This window comes from Staphylococcus warneri (assembly GCF_900636385.1).
GTDB lineage: Bacteria > Bacillota > Bacilli > Staphylococcales > Staphylococcaceae > Staphylococcus > Staphylococcus warneri.
Genome location: NZ_LR134269.1, coordinates 164496 through 182101 on the forward strand (window position 1 = coordinate 164496; position 17606 = coordinate 182101).

General features: G+C 33.9%; 22 protein-coding genes. 10 read left to right on the forward strand and 12 right to left on the reverse strand.

Annotation, left to right across the window (positions count from 1 at the left end):
- Positions 1-56: 56 nt before the first annotated feature.
- A complete protein-coding gene (locus tag EL082_RS00740) occupies positions 57-320 on the forward strand; it encodes a hypothetical protein (protein ID WP_002466695.1) in 264 nt (87 codons plus the stop codon).
- A gap of 68 nt (positions 321-388) precedes the next feature.
- On the opposite strand, the gene EL082_RS00745 is transcribed toward EL082_RS00740, so the two are convergent.
- From EL082_RS00745 to EL082_RS00760, 5 genes are all read right to left on the reverse strand, one after another.
- Positions 389-748, reverse strand: a complete 360-nt coding sequence (locus EL082_RS00745; protein WP_047211278.1) for a hypothetical protein — start codon at positions 746-748, stop codon at positions 389-391.
- A 203-nt stretch (positions 749-951) separates the two neighbouring features.
- Positions 952-1302, reverse strand: a complete 351-nt coding sequence (locus EL082_RS00750; protein ID WP_103286347.1) for a DUF4064 domain-containing protein — start codon at positions 1300-1302, stop codon at positions 952-954.
- Between the two features lie 179 nt (positions 1303-1481).
- Entirely contained in the window at positions 1482-1655 is a 174-nt protein-coding gene (locus EL082_RS11870) for a hypothetical protein (protein ID WP_023374294.1), read from the reverse strand.
- Between the two features lie 72 nt (positions 1656-1727).
- On the reverse strand, positions 1728-2405 hold the full coding sequence (locus EL082_RS00755) for an ABC transporter ATP-binding protein (RefSeq protein WP_103286346.1): 678 nt from the start codon (positions 2403-2405) through the stop codon (positions 1728-1730).
- 14 nt (positions 2406-2419) lie between these two features.
- Positions 2420-3469, reverse strand: coding sequence for an ABC transporter permease (locus EL082_RS00760; protein WP_115265195.1), 1050 nt, complete (start codon positions 3467-3469; stop codon positions 2420-2422).
- A gap of 210 nt (positions 3470-3679) precedes the next feature.
- Here EL082_RS00760 and EL082_RS00765 point away from each other — a divergent pair, with 210 nt between their 5' ends.
- Positions 3680-4708 carry an SDR family oxidoreductase gene (locus EL082_RS00765; protein WP_103286344.1) on the forward strand — a complete coding sequence of 343 codons (1029 nt, stop codon included), beginning with the start codon at positions 3680-3682 and terminating at the stop codon, positions 4706-4708.
- Positions 4709-4770: 62 nt separating this feature from the next.
- Here EL082_RS00765 and EL082_RS00770 read toward each other — a convergent pair whose 3' ends face one another.
- On the reverse strand, positions 4771-5628 hold the full coding sequence (locus EL082_RS00770; RefSeq protein ID WP_103286343.1) for an SDR family oxidoreductase: 858 nt from the start codon (positions 5626-5628) through the stop codon (positions 4771-4773).
- Between the two features lie 78 nt (positions 5629-5706).
- Entirely contained in the window at positions 5707-6762 is a 1056-nt protein-coding gene (locus EL082_RS00775; RefSeq protein ID WP_103286342.1) for a HoxN/HupN/NixA family nickel/cobalt transporter, read from the reverse strand.
- Positions 6763-6952: 190 nt separating this feature from the next.
- Here EL082_RS00775 and EL082_RS00780 point away from each other — a divergent pair, with 190 nt between their 5' ends.
- Positions 6953-7162 carry a zinc ribbon domain-containing protein gene (locus EL082_RS00780; protein ID WP_002466596.1) on the forward strand — a complete coding sequence of 70 codons (210 nt, stop codon included), beginning with the start codon at positions 6953-6955 and terminating at the stop codon, positions 7160-7162.
- A gap of 193 nt (positions 7163-7355) precedes the next feature.
- A complete protein-coding gene (rarD, locus tag EL082_RS00785; RefSeq protein ID WP_103286341.1) occupies positions 7356-8258 on the forward strand; it encodes an EamA family transporter RarD in 903 nt (300 codons plus the stop codon).
- 68 nt (positions 8259-8326) lie between these two features.
- On the opposite strand, the gene EL082_RS00790 is transcribed toward rarD, so the two are convergent.
- Together EL082_RS00790 and EL082_RS00795 are read right to left on the reverse strand one after the other, a co-directional pair.
- Positions 8327-9745, reverse strand: coding sequence for an anion permease (locus tag EL082_RS00790; protein ID WP_002466590.1), 1419 nt, complete (start codon positions 9743-9745; stop codon positions 8327-8329).
- Between the two features lie 219 nt (positions 9746-9964).
- On the reverse strand, positions 9965-10432 hold the full coding sequence (locus EL082_RS00795) for a DinB family protein (protein ID WP_103286340.1): 468 nt from the start codon (positions 10430-10432) through the stop codon (positions 9965-9967).
- Between the two features lie 200 nt (positions 10433-10632).
- Between EL082_RS00795 and EL082_RS00800 the strand changes: the two genes are divergently transcribed.
- Genes EL082_RS00800 through EL082_RS00810 form a run of 3 tightly spaced genes read left to right on the forward strand, consistent with a single transcriptional unit; the run spans position 10633 to position 12332 of the window.
- Positions 10633-10959 (forward strand): PadR family transcriptional regulator, encoded by a 327-nt coding sequence (locus tag EL082_RS00800; protein ID WP_002466587.1) that lies wholly within the window; start codon positions 10633-10635, stop codon positions 10957-10959.
- A 2-nt stretch (positions 10960-10961) separates the two neighbouring features.
- Complete coding sequence (locus EL082_RS00805) at positions 10962-11738, forward strand: hypothetical protein (protein WP_103286339.1); 777 nt, start codon at positions 10962-10964, stop codon at positions 11736-11738.
- A 30-nt stretch (positions 11739-11768) separates the two neighbouring features.
- On the forward strand, positions 11769-12332 hold the full coding sequence (locus EL082_RS00810; protein WP_103286338.1) for a tubby C-terminal domain-like protein: 564 nt from the start codon (positions 11769-11771) through the stop codon (positions 12330-12332).
- A 52-nt stretch (positions 12333-12384) separates the two neighbouring features.
- Here EL082_RS00810 and pcp read toward each other — a convergent pair whose 3' ends face one another.
- A complete protein-coding gene (pcp, locus tag EL082_RS00815) occupies positions 12385-13023 on the reverse strand; it encodes a pyroglutamyl-peptidase I (protein WP_103286337.1) in 639 nt (212 codons plus the stop codon).
- A gap of 111 nt (positions 13024-13134) precedes the next feature.
- A complete protein-coding gene (gene trhO, locus EL082_RS00820) occupies positions 13135-14097 on the reverse strand; it encodes an oxygen-dependent tRNA uridine(34) hydroxylase TrhO (protein ID WP_047211257.1) in 963 nt (320 codons plus the stop codon).
- Positions 14098-14430: 333 nt separating this feature from the next.
- Between trhO and EL082_RS00825 the strand changes: the two genes are divergently transcribed.
- Positions 14431-15402, forward strand: a complete 972-nt coding sequence (locus EL082_RS00825; RefSeq protein ID WP_103286336.1) for an SMP-30/gluconolactonase/LRE family protein — start codon at positions 14431-14433, stop codon at positions 15400-15402.
- A gap of 59 nt (positions 15403-15461) precedes the next feature.
- Here EL082_RS00825 and EL082_RS00830 read toward each other — a convergent pair whose 3' ends face one another.
- Complete coding sequence (locus tag EL082_RS00830; protein ID WP_002451375.1) at positions 15462-15977, reverse strand: YceI family protein; 516 nt, start codon at positions 15975-15977, stop codon at positions 15462-15464.
- A 225-nt stretch (positions 15978-16202) separates the two neighbouring features.
- On the opposite strand from EL082_RS00830, the gene EL082_RS00835 reads away from it, so the two are divergent.
- Positions 16203-16733, forward strand: coding sequence for a VOC family protein (locus EL082_RS00835; RefSeq protein ID WP_103286335.1), 531 nt, complete (start codon positions 16203-16205; stop codon positions 16731-16733).
- A 49-nt stretch (positions 16734-16782) separates the two neighbouring features.
- The gene (locus tag EL082_RS00840) at positions 16783-17595 is read left to right on the forward strand and encodes an alpha/beta hydrolase (protein ID WP_002466579.1); all 813 of its coding nucleotides are present in this window, start codon (positions 16783-16785) and stop codon (positions 17593-17595) included.
- Positions 17596-17606 lie beyond the last annotated feature (11 nt).

A 17606-nucleotide genomic window follows, 5' to 3' on the forward strand; every position in this document is an offset into this window, starting at 1 on the left:
GAATAAAGAGATGAATGAAGTATTTTTAAATTTTAACGAAAGGACGGAATAGCACGTTGAAATTTTTGAGTATTTTCTTTCCTGTTATTATTTATGTCATCATTTTAGCGTTGCAATATTTTTTATCTCGAACAGGTAGTAAAATATTAGGTTTAATTATGCCAGTTGTATTAGTTGTAGGTGTCACATATGGTTATATGATGAATTATTTTGAATTAGGATTAATGCCTATCATCTTCTTAACAATTATGGGATTATTTATGTTATTAGGAGAATGGCAACGTGCACAACAAGCTAGAAAATCAAAAATGAAAGAATAATGAGATGCGCATGTATCTAGGAGTACGTGAAGTACTTAGATAACATGCGCATTAATGTATGATAGAAGTTATTTAATAAAAGGTTTGTTGTCATTATATTCTGCTTCAGTCATCAATCGACTTTTTCGTTGGATACCGTAATCTTCTTTGAAACAGTGTTCTCCCACTTTTAAATAGGGTACTACAGTTGCTCTGAATTTTACTTTTTTATAAAGAAGTGAAAACCCAATGTCATAATATTTTTGCCTTTCAAAAAGCCATATATGGTCAATCATAGCGCCATTAATTTGGACATCTTTTAATAAGATTTTGACATTGCGCAAATATGGAATATCGCGATTCAATTTATTTTTATAACCTACATATTCAACTCTACCAGTGACTACGACATTTTTATTACGAAATGGTCTTAATTGTTCCCTGATCATCTATGTTCCCCTTAAAATATCACTTATTAATGAAATAATATCACAAAATTATAAAAAATGACCAAATATCATTTGGTATAAATAAAAAAGTAGTGCTATTGAAGTGATTTGTGCTATTGATTACATTTGATGTTGTAGGGGATATTAATTTAATATAAAAAATAAAACCTTCATCCGATAGAATGATGAAGGTCAGTGCGTTGCTATTTTCGAATTAAAGCCAGAATACCAGCAACTAAAATTAAAATACCTGATAAGATACCAAAGAAACCGATAAAGATGAAGTTTAACAGGCCACCAATTACTAATAAAACACCCATTAAAACTCTTTTCTTATTGATGATACAACTTAAGATTAAAGTGATAATACATGTAAGGATGACAGCGACACCTAGTCCGAAAACTTGTCCACTATCTGATGCCTCAAATTCATTACCGATACTACCCACCATAATCGCAAATAATCCACCAAGCATACCGAAAATACTTCCCATAATGCCTAGAATCATTTCCACAACTCGGTTTGTTGGTCTTTCAAACTGATAATTATTCATTATGTCACCTCGTTATTATTCATAACTTTAATATATACTATTAAACAAATTAAATAAATAGTTTTGTAGCAACTTATTAAAATAATAATACTTAATTGATGTAAAAACATTTAATATACAAAAAGAAGTTGAACACACTTTAATGATGTGTCCAACTTTTATATGAAAAATGATTCGTTTTAATTATGATTGTCCTTAAACGCTCTAACAAAATAATAAATACTAATACATGCGATAATAAGAAATGGAATAAATACAGATAAACTAAAACCATGGATGATATTCCAAACAATCATGACAATTGCTAATAAACAAACGACCACACACGCTAACATTTCAATTGTACGTAGCATTTTAAAACCTCACAATAGTTAATTTGTTTTTATTATAACAACATTGTTTGAAATAGTAGAAATGATTTTAAATCAGAACCATGATTGTTGTTGGGCTTGTAACACACCGTCTTGCATGTGATAGACTTTGTCGCAGAATTGGGTTAATCGTTCATCGTGAGTAACGATGATGCATGTTTTGTTTCGTTGCTTTGTTTGATGTTCTAAGATTTTCATAACGGCCATCGCGTTGTCTGTATCTAACGAAGCAGTGGGTTCATCGGCCAATATGATTGATGGGTTAGTATAGATTACTTTGGCAATGGCAACACGTTGCTTTTGACCACCTGAAATTTCGCTAGGGAGTTGGTTCTCTATTTCGGTCAGGCCTAATTGATTTAGTAAATCTTTATATTCATCTTTATTGAGTACATCTTTTTTATACTTTTTAAGTAACTGAAATTGTTGTTTAACCGTTAAAAATGGCACTAAATTAGTGGATTGTAGAATAAATCCAATTTCTTGAATTCTAATACGGGCAAGGGCCTTTTGTTTTAATTGGGTAATATTTTGTTGATTAATCCATATGTCACCCGTAGTAGGTGTTTGTAATGCGCCTGCCATTGTTAAAAAAGTGCTTTTCCCAGAACCAGATGGCCCTACAATGGCGATGAGTTCGCCTTGATTAAACGACAAATCAGTTGATTTAACAGCTTCTATGGTTTGGTTACCATCTTTAAATGATTTCGTGACAGCTTTAAATTGTAACATTTGCATACTCCTTTCTATCCAATTGCTTTCAATGGATCAATTTTTCTAATAGATAAGACTGAAAATAGACTTCCCAATAATGAAATAATGATGAGTACTATACCAAATATAAGTAGTGTGATGATATTAAACTGTATTGGAACAGCGTCAGGCAGGATAGTGCTCGTTAATAATGTTAGTCCCAGTCCAATTGCCGTACCAATCAGTGACAATATAAAGGTTTGTGCTAATACCATTTTAGCTAGATAGGTATTAGTGAAGCCTTGTGCTTTTAAGACGCCGAATAGATTAGTCTTTTGTAGCGTCATGACGTATAAGAACACACCGATAACCGTTGCTGAAATTACAAATAAGAAAGAAATCATAAAGTTTAAAGTTAGATTTTGCGCTTTATAACCCGGTAAATTTTCAATAAATGCATTGATAGATACGCCTTCTAAATCACTATCGAGCTTATGATCCTTCCAATTTTTATCTTTCACGACAATGGCATTGGTTTTATCTTTTGATAGCGCTGGATTGATCTTTTCAATCGTTTTGTTATTAGAAAAAATCACTGGTGATGCATTGTACTTCGCACTTTCTGTAATACCAACGACCTTCAATTTCTCGTCTGATTGTGACATTGATAATGTATCGCCAACTTTGAATCCTTTATCTTTAAGGGTTTGGTCAATCACCACTTCATTAGTCTTTTTTACTTGATGCCCGTCAACTAATTTTGGCACTAAAAATGAATGAGATGTCACACCGAAGAGTAAGGCATTTTCTTCTTTTTGTTTATTAGAAACGATGACACCTTGTTGTTTCAAGGATGTTGCTTTTTTGAAGTTGTCTTTCACTTTGGATTGATCAAATACAGATTGTTCTACGGTTTGATTGGCATCTTTGTTTAAAATAATAGCGTCAGCATGCCATTTTTCAATGCCTTCTGTATTCATTTTGATTAACCCATTTGCAAGTCCAGATAATAAAAATAATAAATAGCTTATGAGTACTAAAATCCCAATAATTAAACTGAACTTAAGTTTGTTTCTTTTAATTTCATTCCAAGCTAAGAACATTAGGTTGTATCCTCCTTTGTAAATAGATAAGGCCATTGTATAGCTTATCGTGATTAGATTACTTTAAGATACCATTTTTTACGCTTATTTCATAAAATTTCGGTTGATTTAAAATGATAACAAAACATTGGTAATATTCATATAATTAGTTGAATGTCATATAACCTGTTATAATCAAAGCTCAAATAAGTTAACCTGAGGAGGTTAAATATGAATGAACAAGTCTTGGTCACAGGTGGTAGCGGGTTCTTAGGAATGCGTATCATTAGTGAACTATTAAAAGATGGCTATGAGGTACGTACGACGTTACGTTCTTTAGATAAAAAGAAACAAGTAATTAAAACATTAAATGATCACCACATAAAAACTGAAAAATTATCATTTGTAGAAGCGGATTTATCGAAGGATGAACATTGGAATGAAGCGATGAAAGATTGTAAATATGTATTGAGTGTCGCTTCACCAGTATTTTTTGATATTCCGGAAGATGAAACGGAAGTCATTAGACCAGCAATTGAAGGTATTCAACGAATTTTGAGAGCAGCGGAGAAAGCGAATGTGAAACGTGTAGTGATGACGTCAAACTTTGGTGCTGTTGGTTTTAGTAATAAAGATCAATCTAGTGTCACTACCGAAGAAAACTGGACAAACCAAGATGAACCGGGATTGTCAGCTTATGAAAAATCTAAGTTATTAGCAGAGAAGGCGGCATGGGACTTCGTTAAGAATAAGGATAATGATTTAGAATTTGCGACGATTAATCCTGTAGCAATGTTAGGGCCATCATTAGATAGCCACGTATCCGGAAGTTTTAATATTATTAAAAATCTCGTTAATGGTTCATTGAAACGTGTGCCTAATATCCCATTAAATGTAGTTGATGTCAGAGATGTGGCGCGTTTACACATTTTAGCGATGACTACACCTGAGGCCAATAACCAACGATTTATCGCCACGGCAGACGGACAAATTTCAATGCCAGAAATTGCCCAATTAATTAAACATCAACGTCCTGAATTAGCTACTCATACATCTACAAAGAAATTGCCTAACTTTGTATTAGGTTTAGGTGCGAAGTTTAATAAAGAGGCTAAAGAAGGTAAATTGTTACTTGATATGAATAGAAATGTAAGTAACGAACACGCTAAATCAATACTTGGTTGGCGCCCAATTGGAACACAAGAAGAGGCAATTCTAGAAGCGCTTGATAGTATGGCTAAATATAACTTGATTAAATAAATTAAAAAAGCAGTAGTAGGTCAGTGTTTAAAATGACTTACTACTGCTTTTATGTTGTAAATCTATTTTCCTAATAATTTAACAACGCGACGTTGTTGTTCTTTACCCGTTGGATCAGCTTGTGTTTTAAGTTCAGTAAATGCTTCAGACCAGTCTGATGTACGAGTACGAATAGGTGGTTCTTCCATTTCTAACGTATTAAGTATGACGGTAGCGACTTCTTCAGAAGTTTGAGATGACCCCGCGCCATAATTCTCTTTAAGACCACCTAAGTATGAATCAAGGATTGGCTTGTACTCATCATCTTTAAGACCACCCGTAGACTGTAGTTGTGCCATCACATTGTTTGTGAATTCTGATTGAATGCCACCTGGTTCAATGAGAGTAAATTTAATATTGAATTCCGGTTGAACGTAACTAGCCATCGCTTCCGTATAACCTTCTACACCGAATTTAGTTGCACAATAAATTTCGTTAAATGGTTGACCTACAAGACCGCCAACAGAAGATATATTAATGATACGACCTTCTCTTTGATTTCTCATATATGGTAAGACTGCTTTTGTCATACGTATGACGCCCATTAAGTTTAAATTCAATTGCCACATGATTTCATCATCTGTTGCGAGTTCCGTTGTTTTAACAAAGCCAGCACCTGCGTTATTAATAAGGATATCAATACGACCTTCAGTATTGATAATGTCAGTAACGACTTGATTGATATGATCTAAGTTTGTAACATCTAGTTGTTTGACTTCTAAGTCTATACCGTCTTGCTGTGATAATTGTATGAGTCCATCTTGCTTTTCTAAATGACGCATCGTTGCGTATACTTTATATCCATTTTTAGCAAGTAGTGAAGCAGTTTCTAAGCCTAAGCCTGTTGAAGACCCAGTAATTAATGCGATTTTTTTATTCATGAACGAATACCCCGATTATTTTTATTTAAATGATTAGTTGCGCTAAGTTTACGTGGTTATCAATGGAATAGCAAAGATTTAAGACCAACGTTGCTCAACTTTTCCGAATTTCCAAATCAATGTTGAAATCAACCATGTGATTAAGAACAAACCAACCAAAATATAACCTAAATAGTCAAATTGAATGGATTGAATTAGTGACCAAAAGCCACCTGATAACGCCAATTTATCAGCCATAATTTGTAACAATTCTATTAGGCCAATTATTAAAGCTGCGATAACTGAAATGGTTGTAATTGTAATGTTGTAATAGATTTTACGAATAGGATTAAAGAATGCCCAGTTGTAGGCAGATTTCATCACTACACCATCTAAGGTATCTAATAAACTCATACCTGCTGCAAATAAAATAGGTAATGATAAGATACCTATAAATGAAATAGCTTGTTGAGAAGCACCAGATGACAACGCGAGCAATGCAATTTCACTTGCTGTATCAAACCCTAAACCAAAGAGGAAACCTAATGGTAATACGTGCCAACTTCTACTGATGACTTTGAAGTAAGTTCCTACAAATCGAGTGATAAAGCCTCTAGATTCTAAAAGTTCATTCACTTCCTCTTCATCTATGCCTTTTTGTTTACGTAATTTCATAAATAATTGAACTAGAGATACTAGAATAATTAAATTTAAGATACCAATTAAAACTAAGAAAAATCCGGAAACTAACGTGCCAATCGTACCACCTATGTCTTGGAAATGGGGTAATTCACTTTTAGCCCATTTGACTGATATGCCTAGTAATACTGCCATTAAAAATACGACGGTAGAGTGACCGATTGAAAAGTAAAAGCCGACACCTACAGGGTCGCGACGTTGTTGTAATAACTTTCTAACTGTATTATCGATAGCAGCGATATGATCGGCATCGAAAGCGTGACGTAAACCTAACGTATATGCCAATATACCCATGCCAAATAAAATATGATGATCTTTACCTGCAAACCATAAAAAGCTAAATCCAATAATGTGTAGTAAGATGACAATGCTTATGTATGGTAACCAACTTAATGATTGTCGTTGCATTGATTTCAAAATAATACCCTCTTTCTGATAAACATAATAATTAATCATACTCCGATTGATGATAAACGCATAGAAAATTTTATTGGTGTAACAAAAATGTTATGCCGAAAATAAATTAGTTTTAATTATTATTTAATTAATATTTCAATTAAATAAGGTTAATAGATTAAACGTTTGAATGATTATATTGTCAGGTATAGATTAATGACAAGTTTTTAAATAAAGGGGGAGATGACAAATGGTTGAACATCAAGGGTGTGTTAAATGCGGACATACTGAAGTCGAAGAGGGCACACTTTCTGCAACTGGTTCAGGGCTCTCAAAAGTTTTTGATTTACAACATAATAATTTTATAACCATTACTTGTAAAAATTGTGGTTATACGGAATTTTATAAAGATGATAAGAATAGAAAATCAGATATCATTGATCTCTTTTTCGGTGGCTAATGACTGACTATGAGTCCTTAAATAAACTATCTTTAATCGTTGATAATGAGTATATGAATGAACATCCCAATTGTTGAATTAAGCGTTCAATATGTTGGGATGTATTTTTATAAACAAACTATTGTTTTTCTGATTCATTTATTAGTAGACTGATATTATTATAACGATTGAGACGTGTGAAGGGAGGACTTTGATGAATAATGAATATAAAAAAGGCATATTTTTCGCACTAGGTGCATATGTTTTATGGGGCATTTTGCCTATATATTGGGAACTGATTCATCATATTGGTGCATTTGAAATTTTAGCCTTTAGAATTATCTTTTCAGCGATATTCATGATTTTTATTTTATTGATTGGCAAGAATCAGAGACAAGCATTTATTCGAGATGTGAATCAATTGGTGACACATCCTATACAACTTGTAGCCATCGTCGTTGCTGGTTATGTGATAACGATTAATTGGGGGACGTTTATATGGGCGGTGACGAATGGACATGTATTACAATCTAGCTTAGGTTATTATATTAATCCGTTAGTGAGTATCTTATTAGCGCTCATTTTCCTAAAAGAAAGATTTAATAAATTTGAATGGTTAGCGATACTATTTGCATTTATTGGTGTACTTTACATGACATTGAAAGTAGGAGAATTCCCAATCGTGTCTCTCATGTTGGCATTTTCATTTGGAATTTATGGATTATTGAAAAAGGTTGTCCATATCGATGCGATTAGTAGTATTACAGTAGAATGTATTGTCACAGCTCCTGCAGGATTAATCTATGTTGGTTATTTATGGCAACAGCACCAACTTAGCTTTGGTATGAACATGTCATCGTTCTGGTTGTTATTCTCTGGTGCGATTACAGCGATTCCTTTAATACTATTCTCAGCAGGCGCAAAACGTATTCCACTATCTTTAACAGGGTTCATCCAATATGTTGGACCAACCATTATGTTTGTTTTAGGTATCTTCTTATTTAACGAACCGTTTGATATCAATCAATTGATTACGTTTATCTTTATCTGGATAGGTATTGTGTTATACAGTACATCTCAATATTTAAAAATGAAAAGAAGACCAATTACAGAATAAGAAAAATCATCACCCTTACCCAAGCATATGTGGTATAGGTGATGATTTTTTAATTGATATTGAATTGATTAAAATATACCGATTAATTTCATCCATAATGAGCCTAAGCCAATCCAGATGATAAAGTAGACGAATCCTAATACGATATTCATTGTCCACCAACGTTTTTGTGTGATGTAGCCTGAGCCATAAAGAATAGGCGCTGGACCACTACTATAGTGTGTTGTTGACGCTAATAAGTTACCGAAGAACCCAAGGATTAAAGCACTGAATAATGGAGGTGCTCCGGCTGCGACTGCCACACCTAATAATGCAGCATACATCGCACTGACATGTGCAGTTGCACTTGCGAATAAATAATGTGAATAGAAGAAAAATAGTATAAGTAGCACAATGACAATTGGCCAACTTAAACCATGTAAGCTATGTGCAATCAATTGACTCAACCATGGAATAAATCCTAGTTGGTTTAACTGATCTGCCATGAGTACAAGTACTGAGAACCAAACTAATGTATTCCATGCACCTGTTTCATTTAAAATATCTTTCCATGTTAAGACACCGGTAAGTAACAGTAATGCTAACGCAATAAACGCTGTTAATGTTGCATCAACATGGATAAAGCTACCTGTTACCCATAATGCTAATGCCACGATAAAGATACCTGTCATGAATTTTTCAGCAATGGAGATAGGTCCCATATTGGCTAATTCATTTTCAGCCCACTGTTTGGCATTGGGTGTTTCCTTTACAGTAGGTGGATACATTTTATAAATAATAAATGGAACGACGATTAAGGATACTAGTCCAGGTACAAGTGCAGCTAAAAACCAATTCATCCACGTAATATGTACATGCGCAGTTTTTTCGGCTAAGTTTTGAGCTAGTGGATTACCTGCCATTGCAGTTAAGAACATTGCTGCTGTAATGAGGTTACCTTGGAATTCAGTGAAGATGAGAAAGGCACCCATTTTACGTTCTGTACCGTCTTTAGGACTTGAACCAAATGATTCAGATAATGATTTAATAATAGGGAACATAATACCACCGGCACGTGCAGTATTACTTGGTGTAGCAGGTGCTAATATTAAATCGACACCCACTAATGAATAAGCTAAGCCCAAGGTCTTTTTCCCAAATAGTTTGACGAATTGCAGTGCGATTCGACGACCTAAACCCGTTTTAACAAAGCCTCTTGAAATAAAGAATGCCATAGCGATAAGCCATATACTATTATTTCCGAATCCTTGGACAGCGGTCTTAATATCTACAACACCAACCAAAACGGTTAATGTAAATCCAATAATAGATACGGCACCAATTGGCATAGGTTGCGTGATACAAGCGATGATCGTAGCGACAAATATCGCAAACATATACCATGCTTGAGTATCTAGTGCGTCAGGTTTAAAAGGGGTTAATGCCCATATGAGTAAACCAACTACAATAGGAAGAATAAACTTTTTGTATTTTACATTATTTTCCAAAATGAGTTTCCTTCTTTCTTTCTATTAGGAGATTCATTAATACACCACTAGGATAATCCTATTTATAGTGAATGTACAGAGGGTTTGAGTAATTAATTGAGAATCATTTTCGATGATTTAGGACATAAAAAAGGACCTCACTTTACAAGTGAAATCCTTTAAATGTTGATAGCCTAAGATACTGTTTTAACAACCAGACTATCAAAAAGCATTGTTGAATTATTGTTGTTTTATGACACGTGCCATTTCTTCAATTTTACCAGCGTGAAGCGGTATATGAATAGCATTTAACATTAATAATCCTTCCACTGTGGAGAATCCTGCAATGGGTTGATCAAGTGTTTGTGTTAACTGTTCTTCTGTTAATTGTCTTGCACGTTCAGGAATAGTTTGAATATCTTTTAAAATCTCATCGATATTCGGCACACCACCTTCAATTTGAGGCCAGTCAGCTGGTTTAGATCCTGGTGCAAATAGTTGTCTATAACGTTCTAAATCAACCACATGTTGATTACCTTTAGATAATGCATTTTCAAAAACAGTTAATACATGACCGAATTGCCAATGTATATTATTAGGAAATACATCACTATCTTGATCTAAAATATCTTCAACTTTCCAACTATCATACATATTTACTAAATAATGAACACCCGTATCAATAACATCATAAACCGTATTCGTCATCGTTCGTCTCTCCTCTGTATAAAAAATATACTTAATCGTTCTAATTGTGTTTACCCAGAATCATCGCATCTTAGACATTATCAAATGAGTGCGATTGATAGCGAATATTATGAAATGACTATCTTTTATTGTAAGATAGTTGACAAGAATAGATTTATTGACTATCTTATATTATAAGATAGTAGTCGGAGGCGTTGATGATGTCAGTATCAAATCAAATGATGAAAGGACTGCTAGATGGCGCAATATTAGGACTAATAGCTAAAGGTGAAACATATGGTTATGAAATATTAGAAAAATTGCATGCCCATCAATTTCCTGAAATTAGTGATGGAAGTATTTATCCTGTACTCTTACGTTTGAGTAAAAAAGGATACGTAGAAACAACAGTTCGTAAATCTGATAATGGTGGGCCTAAAAGAAAATATTATACGATTACAGAAAGCGGCAAAGTAGAGTTAGCAGCATTTCAAGAGAAGTGGAAGTATTTAAACTCAGGTATGAATAATTTATTCGGGAGTGAATAGTTATGTTGAGTAAAGAATCGGAAAATTTCTTGGACAAATTAAGAGTTGAACTTCTTTTTAGAGGAAAAGACGAAGATGAAGTGAATGAGATAGACGATGAATTGCGAGATCATTTACTGACTGCTGAACAAAATGGTGAAGATGTACGGCCAATTATTCAGACGCCTGTAAAATTATATGCAGATCGTTTCGCTAAAGAAATGACATTGACACAGGGACTATATAAATATGTGATGTACTTTATAGTATTCTTATTGGCTATTTTTATGATACCTAGAATGCTTGATCAAGGTACGTTTGATGTGTCAGTATCACTCCTGCTTTATATTATAGGTGTATTCGTTTTAGGTGTGGTTGTACAACTCGTAGTGATGAGGAAAGCGTTAGTTCGATGGGGAGATAAGAAAGAGTCTTACATTGTGATCATAGGATTTGGTATTGTTGTTTATTTATTGATGATAGCTGGCGAATATTTATTAAGGCATTATCCAATCTATACTATGATTAAATTATCTAATATACAAAGTTTAGTGATTGGAATCATTTTACTCATTTTGACAATGATTGGTTGCTTTATAGTTAAACAAAAGATTTTCGCATTTATTATTTTAATAGTGTCTGCACCAAACTTAATTGCGCACCTTTTCACTGGAAGTATGAGTAGTAATCGAGAAACATTTATCATTATTTCCTCGGTGATACTTGTAGTGATTAGTTGGGGTTTCATAGGTTATTATATTTATAAGCTTTGGAAATTAAGAAAAGAAGATAAACGTTAACAATTCAGTATTAAAAGAGGTGGCAGTAAGATGTATAAGTATAAAAAGAGGAATCCTTTTTCTACCCAATCATCTCCAGTTTATGATGAAGGGAACCAACATATTGTTGATATACAGAAAGTTTTTCGTAATCCATTTCAAAGAATCGTAAGTATTGTCACATTATCTTTAAGATTTAGAAGATATGAATTGAGGAATTCAGCAGGAGAAATCGTTGTCGAAGCTAGTGCAAAGTCTGTGTTAGAGGGTAAACATTTTGAATTGTATTATCATGACAAGGGCAGCACACAAAAGGTTTTATTTGATAAGAAAAGTAGTGGAACAAAGGATACGTATGGCATTATTAAATTAGATAATCGAATTTTAAATATATATGCCGATGAAAATAATCAGACGCACATTAAAGATGCTAAATTAGATCGTGATATTGCATATTGGAAACAAGTTGGGGACTACGCAGAAATACGTGGTGGAGAAGACCGCTTTTTTGAAGATCATAAGATCTTGTGCATTGCGATACTTCATATCTTTGCAGTGAATCATGTCTATACACGCCATAAAGGATGGTCAATGATAGGGCCGCCTACGATATAAAAAATAGCCAAGAATGATAGGAGTAGGTCATTCTTGGCTATTTTTATATGAATTAATGTGTCTCACCTAAAGCAATTTTGATGTCATCATTTCTGTCAATTGCTCCGATTGCTGCAATTAACCCTTTAACAATTGTGTCCAATGACAATGAGGGTGATTGAGATGTTGATTCGACTTGTTCTGGAATATAAGGCACATGAATGAATCCAAATAGCAGGTTAGGAAAGCGTGTAGCATTTAAGTAACCGAGTTGATATAAAATATGATTACATACAAACGTACCTGCACTGTTTGATAGTTTTGCAGGGATGCCTTGTTGTTTGATATTTTCTGTCATTCGTTTAACAGGTAAATTTGAAAAATAAGCTGGTGCACCCTTAAGTTGTATAGGAATATCGATAGGTTGTTGTCCGTCATTATCAGCTATTCTGGCATCATCTATATTGATACTGATACGTTCAGGGGTGATTTCGGCACGCCCACCGGCTTGACCTACTGCAACGACAGCATCATATTGTTCAGAATCTAACGCTTGTTGTATGACATTCATCACTTTATGAAAGACAGTTGGCACTTCTAACTTTGTAATATCATGTTGTCCGATATGGTCAGGCAATTGCTTAACCGCCTCCCAAGAAGGATTAACTTGATTGCCCTCAAATGGATCAAATCCAGTAACTAGAATCTTCATACGTCCACCTCTTAATATGATTTATTTATATAGTATCATTTAAACCCAATGACTCAATAAAAAAACAGGTCGTAAAACGTATCGTTTTACGGCCTGTTTTATATATTTTAATTATGCGTGTGCATGTTCTGGAACGTCTTTGAAGTTTTCTAAACGACGTTCCCATTCTTCATCACTAATATCATGTGTTGCAACGTAACGGTTGCGTTCATGTTTAGCGCAGTCGTATGAGCATGCGCCTAGATATTTTTCTTCATTTTCTTCTGAAACAAGGATTTGTTTGTTACATTCTGGGTTGGCACAATTGATATAACGTTCGCAAGGTGTGCCGTCGAAATGTTCTTTACCGACAACTGTTTTCTCAACTTGGTTAACATCTACGCTAATACGTTCATCGAAGACATACATTTTACCATCCCAGTATTGGCCTTTGGTTTCTGGGTCTTTACCATAAGTTGCGATACCGCCGTGTAATTGACCAACGTTTTCGAAGCCTTCTTTAACTAACCAGCCTGAGAATTTTTCACAACGAATACCACCTGTACAATATGTGACAATGTTTTTACCGTCTAATTTGTCTTTGTTGTCGCGAATCCAATCTGGCAAGTCTCTGAAACGTGTAATGTCTGGACGCACAGCACCACGGAAATGACCTAAATCAAATTCGTAATCATTTCTAGCATCTAAGATGATTGTATTTTCATCTTCAAGTGCTTCTTTAAATTCTTTTGGTGAGTAGTATTTACCAGTTGTTTCACGTGGATCTACATCTTCTTCTAAATCAAGTGCAACGATTTCTTTTCTTGGACGTACGTGCATTTTTTTGAATGTGTGACCTTCAGCTTCATCAATTTTGAATGTCATGTCTTTAAAACGTTCGTCTGCATGCATATGTTCAATATATTTATCTGTATCTTCTTTAGTACCTGATAGTGTACCGTTGATACCTTCTGTTGATACTAAGATACGTCCTTTTAAGTTATTCTCTTTACAGAATGCTAAGTGTTCTGCAGCAAATGTTTCGGGGTCTTCAATCGTTGTATATTTGTAATATAAAAGTACTCTATAATCCATTTTCTATTCTCCTCTAATCTATTAATCTATGTGTTTTACATCATTATTTATGCATTGTTAAGCGTTTCGTTAATGTCTACGTATTTTTACACCGTTATAATATTGTACCAAAATTAGCAAATGATTCAATATCTCAGCTTATAAATCATTCAAGTGACTGAGTATTTAAATGTATTTTACTAAGATATAAAACTGACAAAATAAGGCAATAATGATTTGGAAATGTGCTTATGTCACAGAATCAGCAAATTGGTTATATCTCTCAATGACTTTAAATTTAATTTCAGATAAAATAGTGATGATATCATTATATATGAAAGAAGGGGTATGAAAATGGGAAATAATGGTTTACCAACATTAAAGTATGAGGGGCTATCGGCTAGTGTGGCGCCGATTGTTTCGGAAAGTGAATTGCAAACGATAATAGCTGAACCATGGGTGGAAATCTCGGATAAAGGATTACAACTTGAGGGCTTAAACTTTGATCGTGATGGGCAATTATTCTTACTCGATGTCTTTGAAGGTAATATCTTTAAAGTTAATCCTGATACTAAAGAAGTGACACGTCCATTTAAATCGAAAAAAGAAAATCCAGCAGCCATCAAAATTCATAAAGACGGTCGATTATTTATATGCTATTTAGGTGATTTCAAATCGACAGGTGGTATATTTGCTACAACTGACAAAGGGGACCAATTTGAAGAGATTATTTCAGAATTAAATACGAAATATTGTATTGACGATATGGTATTTGATCGTAAAGGTGGCTTTTATTTTACTGATTTTAGAGGTTATTCAACTCATCCTCTAGGCGGTGTGTATTATGTATCACCAGATTTTCAAAAGGTGACATCTGTGATTCAAAATATTAGTGTCGCAAATGGTGTGGCCTTAAGTACAGATGAACGTGTACTTTGGGTGACTGAAACGACTACGAACCGATTACATCGTATTGAATTAGAAGAAGATGGTGTGACAATTGCACCATTCGGCGCGACGATTCCTTATTATTTTACTGGTCATGAAGGTCCAGATTCTTGCTGTATTGATAGTGATGATAATTTGTATGTTGCAATGTATGGACAAGGGAGAGTCTTAGTATTTAATAAAAAAGGCTATCCTATTGGGCAAATTTTAATTCCAGGTCGAGATGAAGGTCATATGCTACGCTCTACGCATCCACAATTTATTCCTGATACAAATCAACTTATTATTTGTTCAAATGACATCGAAATGGGTGGCGGATCGATGTTATATACGGTAAATGGATTTGCTAAAGGTCATCATAGTTTCCAATTTCATTAAAAAAAGTATGAAAAAAACGGTTTTCTACGTATATGTAGAAAACCGCTTTTTAATATTTATTAGTCTTGGATTGAAAATTCTGCTGAAACTTCGAATTTTACTTCTCTACCTAACATTACGCCACCAGTTTCTAATGCTTGGTTAAAGCTAATGCCATATTTTTCTCTATCGATTTTACCAGTTACGATGAAACCAGTTACTTGTTCACCGTTCATAGGATTTTTACTTACGCCATTATATTCAACGTCGAATTTTTCTTCGTGTGTTTCGCCTTTGATTGTTAAGTCGCCAACAACACTATTTTCACTTACTTCTTTAGATACGAAAGTGATTTTATCAAATTCATCAGTACCGAAGAAATCGCCTGTTTTTAAGTGGTTGTCACGGTCTTCGTTACCAGTATTGATTGAAGCAGGATCAATTGTTGCAGTTGCTTTTAAAGTACTTAAATCGTTAATATCGCCTTCAACGTTAACGTCGAATTTTTCGAATGCACCTTTCACTTTTGAAACCATTAAATGTTTGATTTGGAAATCTAATGCACTGTGTACGCTATCGAATGTAAATTGAGTCATAATTAACTCCTCCGTTTTCTCTTTTCAAATATATAATTTATATTTGATATAAAGAATATACCACGTACATTTTAGAAAAGCAAACTTTTTATTATTAAATCTTCAAAAGTTTATATCTTTTCTACTCTAAAAGTAGATTTAATTTCTAAATGTGTCAAATGAAAACATATTGGGAATAGAAAATAAAAAGACAGGTAAATATTTTAATCAAAGGAGTTATCAAAGATGCGCATTACAAGAGGTATCAATCATATTGGATTGACTGTTCCAGACATTGAACTAGCGACAGAATTTTTCAAACAAGGATTAGACGGGAAAGTGGCTTATGACAGTCAAACACAAAAAGATAGTCCTAGAGAGGGCGAATTTGTTGAAGAGGTATTAGGCCTTGAGAAAGGTGCCAAAATTATTAAAAAACGAATGATGGTTTTTGGTAATGGTCCAAATATTGAACTTTTTGAATTTAAAGATGCGACACAACAACATGCTGTATCATTACAAGATATAGGTTTCACGCATCTTTCATTCTATGTAGATCATTTTGAGAAAGCTTTGGCACAAATCAAACGTGCAGGTGGGCAACCCATATCTGAACCACATCTAAATACACGTTATGAAGATACGAAAGATAATCAAACGGTTTATGTTAAGACGCCGTGGGGAAGCTTAATTGAGTTACAAACGATACCAAATGGTTATTATTATCCTCCTGATAGTGAAGCTGATGTATTTATTCCGAATAAAGTTGATGAATGATGTCATTATTGTTCGAAAGTGGGTATAAGTGAACTAAAGGGGGATGACAATGAATTATATTAAATACATTCAATCAGCAGACGGTACTAACCTATATGCGAAGGTCAACGAGGTATCGGAACCAAAGGCCAATATCATTGTTGTTCACGGTTTAGCTGAACACCTTGAACGTTATGATCATATCACTACATTTTTAAATGATAATCAATTTAACGTCATTAGATACGATCAACGTGGACACGGTCGTTCAGAAGGAAAGCCTGTATTTTATAGTAATAAAGATGAAATTGTTGAAGATTTAGATGCGATGATTCAATTTGTGAAAGAAACCTACAAAGGTAATGTCTATCTTATTGGACATAGCATGGGCGGATACACAGTCACATTATATGGAACAAAACATCCTGGTCTTGTCGATGGTATGATCACTTCTGGGGCATTGACACGGTATAACCTGAAATTATTTGGAGAACCTGACCGTAGTCAACCAGAAGATAAATATTTACCGAATGAACTTGGTGACGGTGTATGTTCAGATGAAGATACGATTCGAAAGTATGAATTAGACGATTTAGTAGCGAAAGATATCTCTTTTGGATTAATTTATACATTGCTTGATGGCGTAGAATTATTAAAAGCACAAGCAGCATCGTTTACTGATCCTATATTAATATTACATGGTAAGGAAGATGGTCTTGTGAGTTATCAAGATTCACTTGAATTGTTCAATGACATTAGTTCCGAACATAAATCAATCCATATTTATGATGGACTGAAACATGAAATATTTAATGAGGCTTCATATAATCAAAGTATTTTCCAGGAAATAGTAGACTGGTTAAATCATAATGTATCTCAATAAAATGATAACCG